This is a genomic window from Streptomyces sp. S186 (genome assembly GCF_051603415.1).
Lineage (GTDB): Bacteria > Actinomycetota > Actinomycetes > Streptomycetales > Streptomycetaceae > Streptomyces.
This window is the reverse complement of record NZ_CP193932.1, coordinates 117,845-132,341: the sequence shown is the minus strand read 5'-3', so window position 1 is coordinate 132,341 and position 14,497 is coordinate 117,845. Positions and strand designations below refer to the sequence as shown.

Sequence of the window (14,497 nt, the reverse complement as noted above, 5' to 3'; positions counted from 1 at the left end):
TCGCGGCCGGGGTCGCCCCTGACTCATCGGACGCGCCCTGGGGAGGGGCGTCTCGGGGCGGAACGCGGCGACGCCCGTATGGCTCGCCCCGCCCCCACGTACTTGCCCTGCGCAAGAGATCGCCAATAATTCCGCCTGGACGGTCCGGCCCCGCGCCGGACGCATGGGGCACGAAAAAACGCACGGTACGGCCCACGCCTCGTGCACGATGTGCCCGCTGCGCGCGGCGTCCGCGTCATGCGCCGGCCGAACGGGAGGAGTGGGGACGTGGAGCTGGAGCTTCGGCACCTCAGAGTGCTGTGCGCGATCGCCGATGCCGGAAGCGTGGGCCGGGCCGCGTCCGAACTGGGCTACTCGCAGCCGGCGATGAGTACCCAACTCCGGCGCATAGAGCGGCATTTCGGTACACCGCTGTTCGAACGCACCATGTCGGGCGTCGAGTTGACCCCGTACGGCGCGGAGGTGCTGGGGCAGGCCCGCGACGTGCTGGCCCGCGCGGATGCGATAGGGCGCCGTCCGGCCGGCAGCGCTGCCGCGACACGCCGGCCGCTCCGTCTGGCGGCGACCAACTCCCCGGTGCTGTCCGGGATGGTCGTCCGGCTGCGGAGCCGGCTGCCCGATGTCGCGCTCACGGTCAGCAGCGTCTACCCGTCCTCGGAGATCGTCCAACTCCTGGAGGACGGCGCGGTGGACGCGGCGATCGCCGCCGACTATCCCGGGCTGGAGCTGCGACACTCGGCCGCGGTCGCGCACCGGGGCATCGTCACCGAGCCGTCCTTCGTCGCCCTGTCGGCCCGGCACCGGCTCAGGCACAGTGTGGAGGTGGGGCTCGCGGATCTGGCCGACAGCGCCTGGTTCGTGACGCCGGACGACGGGGCCGGCTGGCCGGGAGTGTTCTACGCGGCCTGTGAGTCGGCGGGCTTCACCCCGGCCGCGGTCCATGAATTCCTCGGCGATCAGCTGCAGTTGCAGAGCATGATCGCCGAGGGCCTGGGGGTCGCGGTCGTACAGGCGACGCTCCGGCCGATCTCCGGTGTCGTCGTCAAACCGCTGATCGGCACACCGCTGTGGTGCCGCTACGTACTGGCCTGGCGGCGGGGGAGCGTCGCCGACGAGATCGCGGACACCCTCGTCGGCTCGGCCTCCTCCGCGTACCGCGCGCTCATCGCCCAGTCGCCGCATCTGCGGACCTGGGCCTCGCGGACCTGGAGCGTGGCCAGGCCGTAAGGGCGGCGCGGGCCGGTTGTCGAGGGCCGCGCGGGCCTGCCGCCGGGCGGCGCGGCCGAGTTCGGCCGTGGGAGATGTTATGGCGGGCCAGTCCCATGTGCTATGTCACACCTCATTGTCGGCGGCCGGAGCGCCTGAGAAGGTGCCGATCACGCCTCAACCTCCCGAGGCGCATCTGTCCACAAAGGAGCAGGGATGCGCTATCGCTTCACCTGGCCCAGATGTGTGGTCGGCGGCCTGGCCGCCTGCGCGACGATCGCCAGTCTCGTGGCGACGCCGGCGCTGGCCACACCCTCACCGGCGGACGCCCCCACGTCCACGACCGGGCCGCGCGCCACAACTCACCCGAAACCGCCGCCGACCGGCCCGCTCACCGCCGCGAACGAACGTCCGGCGGTGCAGGGCCGCCCGCTCAGTCCCGCCCAGCTCCGCCCGCTCAGCGCGAAGAATCCCCCCACTTCTTCGACTGCGGCGGCGGAGCACAAGGGCAAGAAGCACCCCGCCCCGGCCTCCTGCGCCCCGGGCGACTTCGGCGGCCGGACCGGGGACGAGCTGGTCACGGCCGTCAAGGACGCATCGACGGACTGCATCAACACCCTCTTCTCGGTCACCGGCAAGGACGCGCACGATGTGTTCCGTGAGGAGCAGATGGTCACCATAGCCAACGCCTTCAAGGACGGGGCAGCGTCGTATCCCGGCGACAACTCCGCAAAGGTGTGGCAGCTGGTGCTCTTCCTGCGGGCCGGCTACTACGTGCAGTCCAACCACCCCTCCGACGTCGGCCCATACGGCAAGGACCTGGCCACGGCCACTGAGGGCGGCCTGGACGCCTTCTTCGCCAACGCCCACTCCAAGGACGTGTCCGCGGGCAACGGCGATGTCCTCGGTGAGGTGCTCATCCTCTCCGACAGCGCCAACGAGCAGGGCCGCTACCTGAACGTCTACAAGCAGGTACTGACGGGCTACAACAGCTCCTACGACGCCATACCCAGCATGCTGGCCGCCGTCAACGACGTCTACACCCCGCTCTGGCGCGGGAACTGGAACAAGGACTACGTCAAGGCGGTCACGGCCGACCCGAGCATCATCGACACGCTCGACTCGTTCGCCCGGGACCACCTGGAGCTGCTCGGCACCGACAAGTCCTACCTGGACTCCAACGCCGGTATGAACGTGGGCCGTTACGTCGAGCACCAGCCGCTCCAGGACAAGGTACGCCCGCTGATGAAGGGCCTGCTGGACGCCTCGAAGATCACCGGCCCGACCGCGCCCCTGTGGGTCACGGTCGCCTCCCAGGCCGACTCCTATGACAAGGGCAACTGCTCGTACTACGGAGTGTGCGACCTGGCCGACCAACTCACCAAGGCGGCACTGCCGGTCACCCACTCCTGCGACAAGACGCACACCATCAGGGCACAGGCACTGAACGCGGCCGACCTCGACGCCGCCTGCAGCAGCCTCCTGGGCCAGGACCCGTTCTTCCACAACCTCGTGAAGGACAACGGGCCGATTCCCAACCAGTACGAGTCGACCATCCAGATCGTCGTGTTCAGCAGCCGCGAGGACTACCAGACCTACGCCGGGGCGATCTACGGCGTCGACACCAACAACGGCGGCATCACACTCGTCGGGGACCCGACCAAGCCCGACAACCAGCCGATGTCCATCGAGTACCAGAAGGGCCCCGACGACGGCTTCCCGGCCGGGATCTGGAACCTCAACCACGAGTACACCCACTACCTCGACGCCCGCGACGACATGAAGGGCGACTTCAACCAGCAGACCACGGTCCCGGACGTCTGGTGGATCGAGGGACTGGCCGAGTACGTCTCCTACAGCTACCGCAAGGTCACCGACACCGAGGCGGTCACCGAAGCGGGCAAGCACACCTACAAGCTGAGCACGCTCTTCCAGAGCACCTACGCCAACAGCGACGTGACCCGCACCTACCCCTGGGGCTACCTCGCGGTCCGCTACATGTTCGAGAAGCACCCCGACGACATCGCAAACATGCTGGGGCACTTCAGGACCGGCGACTACGCGGGCGGCTACGCCGTCTACAACAACGACATCGGCACCCGCTACGACGACGACTTCGACACCTGGCTCACGGCATGCGCCTCCGGCGCCTGCAAAGCCCAGCAGGCACGATGACGACAGCGTCGCACTGAGCGGTACCGAGCACCGCCCCGCACGCAGGACAACCACAGAACCGTGAGCACCAGAAGCGAGGCTCCTGGCATGGCCCTCGGCACCGGCCGGGCGGGTGTGCCGGGAGCCTCGGATGTCGTGGGGGAGTGATGTGGGGGCGTGGGAGAACCTCGTATCGCCGCGGTCACCGGCTGCGGCGCCCCGCGGCCGCGACACGGTCATCGTCACGGGAACGCTCACCAACTACTGCTGCGGCACCGTCGGAAGCGGTCAGGCCGCGGTACGCGTGAAGAACTCCAGGTTGTGGCCATCGGGGTCGTTGACGTAGAAGCCGCGGCCGCCGTGCATGTTGTTCAGCTCGCCGGAACGCTTGTGGTAGGGATCGGCCCAGAAATCGAGCTTCTTCTCCACCACGCGGGCATGGATCGCGTCGAACTCCTCGTCGGAGACGTGGTAGGCGAAGTGCTGCATCACGATCGCATCGCGCGGCACGATGTGGTCGGCGTAGTCGAGCGTGACGCCGTTGTCCAGGCGGATCGCGGCGAAGGGCCCGTTCACCTCCGGCTCCGGACCGTCGATGAGCTCGGAGAAGAAGCGAGCGGCGGCAAAGCGGTCACTGCTGTTGATGACGGTGTGATCCAGGTTGATGGGCATCTCGCGCTCCTTGACTGGGTAAGAGGTGTAAGGGGCGTGTGCTGACTGCGCCAATGACGGTACGTGGCGATCGCGCTCGCCGCATCGGCCGTCGGACCTAGGTCGCGAGGTCTCATGCGCCGCGGTCGGTGTGGCGCGGGGCGTGCTCGATGCGACCGGTCACCACCAGGCTGCCGTCCGGGGTGCGCCGTGCGAGCGCGCCGGTGCGGAAGTAGCCGTCGGCGGTGAAGGAGCGTGCGTTGTGGTCGGGCGCCCGGTAGTAGCCCCGGACGGTGTACGGACCGCGGGCGAGGAGTTCGCCGGGCTCCCCGTCGGGCACGTCCTTGCCGTCGACGTCGACAATGCGGATCTCGTCGTCGGGCGAGAGCGGACGACCCTGTGTGGTGAGCACGGTTTCGTCCGGGTCGGCGGGTCGGGTGAGAGTGAGCAGTCCTTCGGCCCTGCCGAAGACCTGCTGGAGACGACAGCCCGGTTCGGGGCCGACGACGCGTTCGGCGGTCGCCCGGTCCAGGGGTGCGCCGCCGATCTGCACGAGGCGCAGACTGCTCAAGTCGGCCTGGCTGGTGGGAAGTACATCGAGCCAGTGCCGGGCGACGGCGGACTCGACTGACGTGATGGTGACCCGTTCCCGTTGGATGACCGCCAGGCATGCGGTGGGTTCCGGGTCCTCGGCCAGGACGACGGTGCCGCCGACGGAGAGGGTGCCGACGATACCGGGGCCGCCGAGGGCGAAGGTGAACGCGGCGGGCAGCGCGGCGAGATACACGTCGTTCTCGGTGAGCGACACCAGCTCGGCGGCGGCCCGTGCCTGGTAGGCGTAGTCGTTGTGGGTGCGCGGAACGAGCTTGGGCGCCGTGGTCGTATCGCCGGAGAGCAGGAAGAACGCCACCTGGTCGGCGCTCTGCACAGGTGCCCGCTCGGGCGGGGCGTCGATCGACCCCAGCGGGAAGTAGTGGCAGCCCGACGGGTCGGTCGAGAGGCCGCCGCCGAACGGGGAGGCGGCGCCCGGATCCGGATCCTCAAGGGTGAACACCCGGCGCAGGAAGGGACCTTGAGCGGCGATGTCCGCGGCCATCGCGGTGTGGTCGTAGCCCTGGTACGTCGAGGGGCCGACGTAGCCGACGGCCTCGGTGACCCGCACGACGTGGGACACCTCGGCCGCATGATGCGTGACCGGGCAGAGCACGGGGACCGCGCCGGCACGCATCAGCGCGAACACGGCAAGGACGAACTCCGGAACGTTCGGGAGCTGGACGACGACCCGTTGGCCGGGGCGGAGGCCACGCAGCCGGAGTCCGGCGGCCATGCGGTCCACCCGCCGGTTCAGGTTCGCGTAGGTGAGACGGGTGCCACCGTGCACGAGCGCGGTCCGCGGTCCGTACTCCAGGGCCCAGCCGCGCAGCAGGTTGTCGAGCGTGTTGCCCCGCCAGTGCCCGACCGCCCAGTAGCGGTCGACGAACACCTCGGGCCAGGGTGTGCAGCCGTCGAGCATGGTTGTCATTCGTTTCCTTCCACCGCCTTGATTTCGCTTCGTTCCGCTGCCCGGATCTGGAAGTCCCACGGCAGTACCACGGCAGTCCCAAGGCAGTCCAACCTCTCAACGCCCTCATACGCAATGCGCTTTCCCGACCATGGACGCCGAATCCCCTCGGCGGAAAGTCCAATGGGAAAGTCCAATGACCGCCGATGACCATGGGTTCCGCACTGCAGCGGGATTTCATCGGCATAATCAGGATTTCATCGGCATTACATCGCCTCGCGAAAGGCTCCGGGACGCCGCTTCGGGTCCTCGGGTGCGCCTGCCCAGGGTCCGGTGCATGGGACGTGGGTGCAGGGGACTTGTCTGTGGCGTCCCGGCGGCGAAGACCGAACGGACAAAAGCGAGTTGCCCCGTGAGTGAGATGTCACCGCCGGACCCCCGAGTGGGTTTCGGCCAAAGCCGCCCCACCCAGCCCCTCCAGCAGGGAGCGCCGGGCCGGGGACCCGCGGCCCAGGCCCCTGCCCCGGGCCAGGCAGTGCCGCCCGTGCCGGGCCAGGCACCGCCTCCGGTCCCCGGCCGGCCGCCGGGGACGCCCTCGGCGTGGTCGCAGCCCGGTCTGCCGACGCCGGCGCACGACGGCGCCCCGGGCGCGGGGCGGATGCGTGGCAGTGCCCGGCCGTGGCTGATCGGCGGCGCCGCGCTGGCCGTGGCCGCGCTCGTCGGCGTGGTCATCGCGACATCGGGGGGTGAGGGCGCGAGCGACGCCGCGGGGAAGCCGCCGGCCGCCTCGGGCGGAGCCGGCACGTCGCCCGAGGCGGGGCCCGGGGCGTCCGAGGGGAAGACCTACACCAAGGTCCCCGAAGGCTGTCAGCTGATCAAGACGTCCACCCTCGCCCGCATCGCGCCCGGCACCGAGTGCAAGCCGTCGCAGTTCGACAACGCCACCATGGCGGCGATGATCACCAGGATGCCGAGCTGGAGAACGCCCTTCGGCTCGGGCGGCGCGTATCTGGACCTGAAGGTGAACCTCTCGGTCAGCCCGGGCGCGAAGGGCCTCTACGACATGCACAAGAAGACCGCGCTCACCGCCTTGGGCAACGTACGCAAGATCACCGACTCCCGGCCGGTCAGCGGCATCGGCGACGAGGCGCACGTCGTCCACAGCGTCGACAAGGATCCGATGCGCCTGGCCGAGGCAACAGTGATCGTCCGCTCGGGCAACGCCTCGTACACCGTGAGCTACAGCTACGACACCGGCCGCTCCGGTGTGAACGAGCAGCAGGCCGAGGACGCCGTCATCACTGCCGCCCGTGACGTGCTCGGCTCCCTCGGCTGACCCCGCCGCGACGCAGTGGACGTACCCCGGCACGGCCGCGGCGGCGACGCGACGCCGCGGCAGACCCCTCCGCACACCACCCTCCCGCACCCGCACCGCCCGGGCCCGCCACAGCAGGGCCCGGGCCGCATCGGCCCCTACGAGGTCTTCCAACTCCTCGGCGAGGGCGGCATGGGCCGCGTCTACCTGGCCAGATCACCCGGCTCGCGCCTGGTCGCGCTGAAGGTCATCCGGCCCGAGTACGCCGAGCTGCCGGCCTTCCGCGGGCGCTTCCGGCGCGAGGCCGACGCCGCCCGCAGGGTCAGCGGCTTCTTCACCCCGCCGGTGCTCGACGCGGACGCCGACGCGCCCCAACCCTGGCTGGCCACCGCCTACATCCCCGCACCGTCCCTGCACGACGTCATACGCCGCTTCGGTGTGCTGCCGGAGCCGGCCCTGCGGGCGCTGGGCACGGGCCTCGCGGAGGCGCTGCTCGCCATCCATGCGGCCGGCGTCGTCCACCGCGACCTCAAACCAGGCAACGTGCTCGTCGCCGACGACGGTCCCCGCGTCATCGACTTCGGCATCAGCCGGGCCGTGGACGCCACCCAGCTGACCCGGACGGGCACCGTGATGGGAACGCCCGGCTTCATGGCTCCCGAACAGCTCGTCTCCAGTCACGACGCCGGTCCGCCGGCCGACGTCTTCTCCCTCGGCTGCCTCCTGGCCTTCGCGGCCACCGGGCAGGGGCCCTTCGGAGCCGGCACCCCCACCGAGGTCCTCTACCGGGTCGTGCACGCCCCGCCCCAGTTGACCGGCCTGCCCGCCCCGCTGCGTCCCCTGGTGGCGGCCTGCCTGGACAAGCACCTCGGCCAGCGGCCGCCCGCCACCGAAGTGCTGTCCGCGCTGGGCCCCGCCGAGCCCTCCGCCCTGCTCACCCCGGGCCTGCGGGGGGACCTCGCCGTGCGCCAGGCACACGCCGCCGTCCTGGCGGCCGCACCCCCGCTGCCCGACGCCCCGCTGGAGACCGCGGCCCCGAGCGAGCCGAGCCGCCGCCGCTTCCTGTGGCTCGCCGTGGCCGGCGGCAGCGCCGCGGCGGCCGCGGGCACCGCCGCCCTGGCGGGGTGGGGGCCGAAGCCCGACCACACCCCGGTTCGGGGCACGGGCGCCACGATCCGGCCCGCCACCAAGGTCCCCACGGGCCCGGCGCCGCAGTGGGCGCGCCCGCTGCGGAAGCTGCAGAACGGACAGCTGCGGCTGCTCGGACCCACCCTCGTGCGCTGGGACCAGACCACGGCGATCGGCTACGACACCACCACTGGCAAGGAGCGCTGGACGGCCGCGCCCCGCCTGCCCTCCGGCGCCAACGGCAGGCCCGAATGGCTCGGCGTCCAGGGCCCGACGCTCTACGCCAGTGCCTGGGGCGACCACGGCTACCTGCTCGGCCTGGACGGCAACGGCGTACTGAAGTTCAGCCACGCGGTGACCCGGCCGGAGGCGGGCAGCAGCTTTCCCGCCCACATCCACGACGTCTTCTGCACCGCCGGTTCGGTCGCCCTTCTGGGCACCAGCAGCGACCACGGCTACGGCGTGTGCGCCGTGGACCTCGCCACGGGGAAGGTGCTGTGGTCCCGCAAGGCGGCCGGCAGCGACTTCCGGGCCCACTCCGACGGGCGCCGCTGCTTCCTGCACGACGCCGGCACCCTCCACGGCCTGGACCTGCGGACCGGCAGAGTGCGCTGGACGGTCCGGGACGTCGCCAGACCCGGCGACTACCCGCACCTGGCCACCGACGGCAACGCACTGCTCGTCACCAGCACCAAGGTGCAGGCATTCAGCGCGGCCGACGGCCGCAGACTGTGGACCGCCGTCGACGAGCCGACCACCCTCAACCCCACCACCGTCCTGGGCACATCGGCCTACGTCGTGGACGGCCAAGGCACCCTCTTCGCCCTCGACACCCGCACCGGCGAACAGCTGTGGCACACCGCGAGCCCGCTGTCCCTGGCCCCCGCCGGCGCAACCGACCCAGGCCCCGCCGTCTCCTCGTCCCTGCTGGCATACCCGCTGTTCAGCGCCGTCACCCCGGGCTTCGTCGTCCTGCGCGCGACCGACGGCAAGGTCCTCTGGGCACACCAGGACTCCGGCGCCGCAACCAGGAACAAGAGCACCGCCTGGCGGGTGCAGACCACCGACACCACTCTCTACGCCGCCTCCGACACCACCCTCTACGCCTTCCGGAGCACCCCCCGATGACGACGCCGACCACGCGGCCCGCCACCGCCCCCGCCCCACACATCGGGCCGTACCGGCTGATCCGGGAACTGGGCGCCGGCGGCATGGGCCGCGTCTACCTGGCCGCATCCCGCAGCGGCCGCGCCGTCGCCCTCAAGGTCGTACGCCCCGAGCTGAGCGCCGATCCCGATTTCCGACGGCGCTTCAAGGCCGAGGTGGACGCGGCCCGCGCCGTCGGCGGCGCCTTCACCGCGCCCGTCGTCGATGCCGACGCCGAAGGGGCACAGCCCTGGCTGGCCACCGCCTACATCCCCGGCCCCGCACTGGACGACGCCATCGAGACACACGGACCCATGCCCGAGACCACCCTGCGCGTGCTCGGCGCGGGCCTGGCCGAAGCACTGGCCGCCATCCACCGCGCGGGACTGATCCACCGCGACCTCAAGCCGTCCAACATCCTGCTCACCTTCGACGGGCCCCGCGTCATCGACTTCGGCATCAGCCGGGCCATCGACGGCACCGCACTCACCGCGCAGGGCCAGATCATCGGCTCGCCCGGCTTCATGTCGCCCGAGCAGTCCACCGGGGCCCAACTCGCGCCTGCCAGCGATGTGTTCGCCCTGGGCGCCGTACTCGCCTACGCCGCCACCGGCAACCCGCCCTTCGGCACCGGCGCGGTCCACGCCCTGCTCTACCGCGCCACCCACGAGCCGCCCGAGCTGGACGGCGTCCCGCACGGCCTGCTCGGCACCGTCACCGCCTGTCTGGACAAGGACCCGGCCAGGCGCCCCACCATCGCCCAGCTGCAGCAGTGGCTGCGCCCGACCCACACCACAGGCTGGCTGGGCGCGGTCGAGCTCCAGGTGGCCGAGTCCGAACGCAGTTTCCACCACGAGGTGCGCGCCGCGCTGCCCAGCCGACGCCGGATACTGGCGGGCGGCGCGGTACTCGCCGCGGCCGCCACCGCAGGCACCCTCCTGCTGCTCCGCTCGCGCGACGAGGACCCGCCCGCCACCCCCGAACTCGCCTGGACCGCCGACCTCCCACAGCCGGACATGGCGCTGCGGGCGATGACCCCGTCCACGCTGCTGTGCGCCGGCAAGACCTCGGGAGCCTGCTTCGACCGCACCACCGGCACACTCCTGTGGAAGGACCTCAGCGGCCAGAACACCGCCGCCCTCGCCGACGACCAACGCGTCTACACCGTACGCACCGACGGAAAGGTCCACGCCGTCGACGTCCGCTCCGGAAAGCCGCTGTGGGCCGCGCCCCCGACCGGAACGGGCGCGCCCCACCTGGAGTTCGCCAACGGCTCACTGGTGGTGACCATGGACAACACCGGGCGTTTCCAATGCCTGGACGCGTCGACCGGCCGGCTGCGCTGGAAGTCCCAGCTCACCGGCGGACTCGCGGCCGTGGGTACCACCCGGGCGGACCAGCTGATCGTCTGGGGCCGCGCCGCGACGACCTCCACCACCGCGACCCTCAACGGATACACCGCCCTGGCCCCGGACACCGGAGCCCGGCTGTGGTCCAGGGACCTCGTCGCCCTTTACCCACCACCGCCCAAGGCCAAGGTGCTCTACGCCCTCGACGGCGGGATGAACCTGCTCGCCCTCAACCCCGCCGACGGCCGGACGCTCTGGCGCAAGACCACCCAACTGCCGCCCACCAACAGCCAGTTCCTCATGTACGAAGGCTCTCTCCGGCTGTACGACGACGTGCTCTTCTGCTACCCGGGCACCGGCGCCAACGGCGCGACCAGCGGGTTGCTCGCGGCCTTCGATCCCGCGACCGGACGGACCCTGTGGAGCGTGCGGACCGCCGCCCGGGGAAACCGCGGCTACGACCGGTCCGGCGCGACCGTCTGCTATCTAGACAAGGTCCTGCACGCCGTCGACGCCCACACCGGGGCGGCCCGTTGGACGGCCGGCTCCGGCCTCGGCACCCTGCAGTTCCTGGGCGCGGCAGGTAACCTCTTCCTCGCCGCCGGGCCGCAGGGCCTGTACGGATTCCACGCCGAGACCGGCCGGCAGGTCTGGCACTACCCGGTCACCGGTGGCTCCGGCTCCTGGTCGCCGTTCCCCGCCGACGGCCGCTTCTTCGCCAGCTCGTCCGGCAGGCTCTTCTGCTTCTCGGTACCCGACGCGTAGCAGATGCGGCGGAGGCGCGGAGGAGGCGCTGATGCCAGCTGTCCGAGTGCGTCAGGTCACTGATCGACTACCCTCAGCGTGCGAAGGATACGGTCAATAACGTACCTTTTCCTGAATTTTCACAAAACTTCTTGTTTGGGATGCGGGGGCGACGTAGTGTCGACTACGCCGCAGCCAGGCGTTCCAGCCGGGCGAACCTCCCACGGCGAACCTCGCGAACGCACTGAATCGCCACCGGAAGACGATCCGGAAAGCTGTGGCGAGGCTCGATCACAGGAGGCGAAGATGACCTTCAAGGTGTTCTTCCCCCGCAACCGCAAGACAGGCGGGGACTGGGACTGCGACGACTGGGGCTACGGACGCGGCCGCGGATGCGGTGACTACGGCTACTGGCGCCGTGGGGGATGGCGTGGTGACGGCGGCGTCATTGTCATCATCCGTTGACGACCCGGCCCATCGGCCATCGTGCCCGGCGTGCGCCGGAAGAAGCGGCGCACGCCGGGCGTCGGCACGTTTTCAGAAGCCGGTTGCGAAATCCTGGGTCCACCAAGGGCCGTTGGGCGAGAGGTTGACGCCCACGCCGGTGGATTTGTAGGAGCAGTTGAGGATGTTGGCCCGGTGGCCGGGGCTCTTCATCCAGCCGTCCACCGCCGTGGCCGGATCCTGGGGGCTCTTGAAGATGTTCTCGGCCCAGCTCTGCCAGTGGAAACCCGCGTTGGTCATCCGCGTGCCCGGGTCGACGCCCTCCGGGGTCTCGTGCGCGTAGTAGTTGCGGGCGGCCATGTCGTCGGAGTGCGCCTGCGCCGCGGTCTGTACGTGGGGATCGACGGTGAGCGGCGCACAACCATGCTGGGCCCGCTGGGCGTTGACCAGGTCGACCACCTTCCGGGCGAACTCCGCGGCGGTGCCGGTCGCGGCCCCGGACCTGCCGGGGACGGTGTCCCGGCCGGCTCCGGACGGACCGCGTGGCGTCGCCTTCTGAGCCGTGTGCGAGCGCTCCGCCGGGGAGCTCGTCGGGGACGGCGAGTGCCTGTCGTCCTGCTGTTGGGAAGCGGTGGGAGTGGGCGACGGCTTGTGGCGGCGCGGCGAGTGCCAGGTACTGCTCGGCGTCGACGTGACGGAGGCGATCGGGGCGGGCCGCCTCGGCGCGGCCAGGTCTGCCACGAGTGTCTGCTCGGCGTCGGACCCGGGGCGTATCAGCACCAGGCAGGTCCCGCCCACCGCAAGCATGGCCGCCACCGCCGGCACCGCCACCTTCACGCCCGGACGGGCGGCGTCGGCGCGGTGGCTGCCACCGGTCTTCCCCGACCGGCGGCCGGGACGCGGCGCGGCGTGACGCCGAGGGGAGGCGGGAACGCCGGCCCGCCGTCCACTGCCGACCGTCGGCTCCTCATACGGGCCGGGCTCAAGTCCCTCGTTGCGCTCCATGTTTCCGTTCCGTTCCGTTGGGGTGTGGGTCCGCGCGGTCCGCCTGGTGAACGGCCCGCACTGGGGGAGACCCTTGGACCGGCCCCGGACAACAGAAACTCCCCGGCTTTTTTCCGCGTAGTTTTTCTGTTGTCGCCGGGCACCGGACGGGTCTCCTGAGCACGGGGGCCAGGAACGTGTACGCGAAAGAACAGGACCGAACAGGCGTGAAGTGGGAAAACGGTACGGCGACCGTCGAGGCGGCCAGGGCGGGAGACGACGATGCCCGGGAGCAACTGGTCTCCGCGTACCTGCCCCTGATCTACAACGTCGTCGGCCGGGCGCTGGACGGCCATACGGACGTCGACGACGTGGTCCAGGAGACCATGGTGCGCGCCCTGGAGTCGTTGGCGGAACTGCGGGAACCGTCGGCCTTCCGGTCCTGGTTGATCGCGATCGCCATGAACCAGGTACGGCGGCGCTGGACCGCCGCCCACAAGGCCCCCACGATCGGCCTGGACCAGACAGCGGAACGGCCCGACCGCTCCGCCGACTTCGTCGACCTCACGATCCTGCGACTGGGACTGTCCGGCCAGCGTCGTGAGGTGGCCGAGGCCACCCGCTGGCTGGACGAAGGTGACCGCTCACTGCTGTCCCTGTGGTGGCTGGAGGCCGCCGGCGAGATCAGCAGGCCGGAACTCGCCGCCGCCATCGGCTGCGGGACGCGTCACGCCGCGGTCCGCGTCCAGCGGATGAAGCAGCAGTTGGAGACCGGACGCGTGGTCGTCCGCGCCCTCGCGGGGAATCCGCCCTGCCCGCAACTCGCGGAGCTGACCGCTGCCTGGGACCACACCCCCGCGCCTCTGTGGCGCAAACGCATAGCCAGGCACGCGCGTGACTGCGGGGCCTGCTCCGAGCACTGGACCGACCTGCTGCCCGCCGAGGGACTGCTGGCCGGCCTCGCCATGCTCCCGCTCCCCGCACACCTCACCCTCCCACACGCCCCTGCCGCGGCGGCCTCAACCACGTCCACGACGGTGCCGACCAGCTCCACGGCGCCGACCTCCTCCACGACGCCACCGACCAGCTCCACGGGGCAGACCCCACCGCGGCGAACTCCCGGCTCACAGCGGGCCGTCGCCAAGAAATCGGTCATCGCCGGAAGCGCGGCCCTGGCGCTGGCCGCCCTCGCCGCCCTGTGGTGGTACCCGGGCACGCCCCGCGACCACGGCCGCCCCGCGCCCAAGGCAACACCCACAGCGGAACGATCCGCGACCACCACCCCCGCGCCCCACCCCACTCCCACGCCTACTCCCACCCCCACCCCCACCCCCTCGCACACCACCGTCACCGCCCCGCCGACCCCGACGCCCTCCGCCCCGCCTTCCTCCACCCCCACCGCCACCCCACCCGACCTGGAAGAACAAGCCACCGCCCTGGTCAACGACAGGCGTGCGCAAGTCGGTTGCGGCCCACTCCACATCGACCCCAGACTGCACCTCGCGGCCCAACGGCACTCCGCCGACATGGCCGCCCGCGACTACTTCGACCACAACACACCCGAGGGCACCGGCCCCGATGCGCGGATCACCGCTGCCGGATACCAGTGGAGCAGCTGGGGCGAGAACCTCGACCGGGGCCCGGACAGCGCCGCGGCGGTGGTACGTGACTGGATGGGCGACGCCATGCACCGCGACAACCTGCTCGACTGCAGATTCACCGCGGTCGGCATCGGCGTCGCCCACGGCTCAGGCGGCCCCTGGTGGACCCAGGACCTCGCTGCACCGCGCTGAAGCTCGGCCATCCCGAGGACGCCGCGGGCGGCCCTCCGGGTGCGATGGACCGGTGAGGTACCACTCATGGACCGGTGAGGTA

The 14,497-nt window shown here is 71.1% G+C and carries 10 protein-coding genes; 7 read left to right on the top strand and 3 right to left on the bottom strand.

Features of this window, described 5'->3' with window-relative positions; all coding sequences use genetic code 11:
- Positions 1–267: 267 nt before the first annotated feature.
- Both ACRAS8_RS00575 and ACRAS8_RS00570 read left to right on the top strand, forming a co-directional pair.
- Positions 268–1,227 (top strand): LysR family transcriptional regulator, encoded by a 960-nt coding sequence (locus tag ACRAS8_RS00575; RefSeq protein WP_438483734.1) that lies wholly within the window; start codon positions 268–270, stop codon positions 1,225–1,227.
- Between the two features lie 195 nt (positions 1,228–1,422).
- On the top strand, positions 1,423–3,381 hold the full coding sequence (locus ACRAS8_RS00570) for a collagenase (RefSeq protein WP_438483733.1): 1,959 nt from the start codon (positions 1,423–1,425) through the stop codon (positions 3,379–3,381).
- Between the two features lie 267 nt (positions 3,382–3,648).
- On the opposite strand, the gene ACRAS8_RS00565 is transcribed toward ACRAS8_RS00570, so the two are convergent.
- Together ACRAS8_RS00565 and ACRAS8_RS00560 are read right to left on the bottom strand one after the other, a co-directional pair.
- Positions 3,649–4,032 (bottom strand): VOC family protein, encoded by a 384-nt coding sequence (locus ACRAS8_RS00565; RefSeq protein ID WP_438483732.1) that lies wholly within the window; start codon positions 4,030–4,032, stop codon positions 3,649–3,651.
- Positions 4,033–4,144: 112 nt separating this feature from the next.
- Positions 4,145–5,533 (bottom strand): (2,3-dihydroxybenzoyl)adenylate synthase, encoded by a 1,389-nt coding sequence (locus ACRAS8_RS00560; RefSeq protein WP_438483731.1) that lies wholly within the window; start codon positions 5,531–5,533, stop codon positions 4,145–4,147.
- 637 nt (positions 5,534–6,170) lie between these two features.
- On the opposite strand from ACRAS8_RS00560, the gene ACRAS8_RS00555 reads away from it, so the two are divergent.
- The 4 genes from ACRAS8_RS00555 (at position 6,171) to ACRAS8_RS00540 (ending at position 11,659) form a co-directional block, all read left to right on the top strand.
- Positions 6,171–6,848 carry a hypothetical protein gene (locus ACRAS8_RS00555; RefSeq protein ID WP_438483730.1) on the top strand — a complete coding sequence of 226 codons (678 nt, stop codon included), beginning with the start codon at positions 6,171–6,173 and terminating at the stop codon, positions 6,846–6,848.
- A gap of 15 nt (positions 6,849–6,863) precedes the next feature.
- Positions 6,864–9,083 (top strand): protein kinase domain-containing protein, encoded by a 2,220-nt coding sequence (locus tag ACRAS8_RS00550; RefSeq protein ID WP_438483729.1) that lies wholly within the window; start codon positions 6,864–6,866, stop codon positions 9,081–9,083.
- Positions 9,080–11,215: an outer membrane protein assembly factor BamB family protein gene (locus ACRAS8_RS00545; protein ID WP_438483728.1), complete on the top strand. Its 2,136-nt coding sequence runs from the start codon at positions 9,080–9,082 to the stop codon at positions 11,213–11,215. Before ACRAS8_RS00550 ends, ACRAS8_RS00545 begins: the two co-directional genes overlap by 4 nt.
- Positions 11,216–11,500: 285 nt before the next feature.
- The gene (locus tag ACRAS8_RS00540) at positions 11,501–11,659 is read left to right on the top strand and encodes a hypothetical protein (protein WP_438483727.1); all 159 of its coding nucleotides are present in this window, start codon (positions 11,501–11,503) and stop codon (positions 11,657–11,659) included.
- A 72-nt stretch (positions 11,660–11,731) separates the two neighbouring features.
- On the opposite strand, the gene ACRAS8_RS00535 is transcribed toward ACRAS8_RS00540, so the two are convergent.
- Entirely contained in the window at positions 11,732–12,643 is a 912-nt protein-coding gene (locus tag ACRAS8_RS00535) for a CAP domain-containing protein (protein ID WP_438483726.1), read from the bottom strand.
- A 206-nt stretch (positions 12,644–12,849) separates the two neighbouring features.
- On the opposite strand from ACRAS8_RS00535, the gene ACRAS8_RS00530 reads away from it, so the two are divergent.
- On the top strand, positions 12,850–14,415 hold the full coding sequence (locus ACRAS8_RS00530; protein ID WP_438483725.1) for a sigma-70 family RNA polymerase sigma factor: 1,566 nt from the start codon (positions 12,850–12,852) through the stop codon (positions 14,413–14,415).
- The last annotated feature ends 82 nt before the right edge of the window (positions 14,416–14,497 follow it).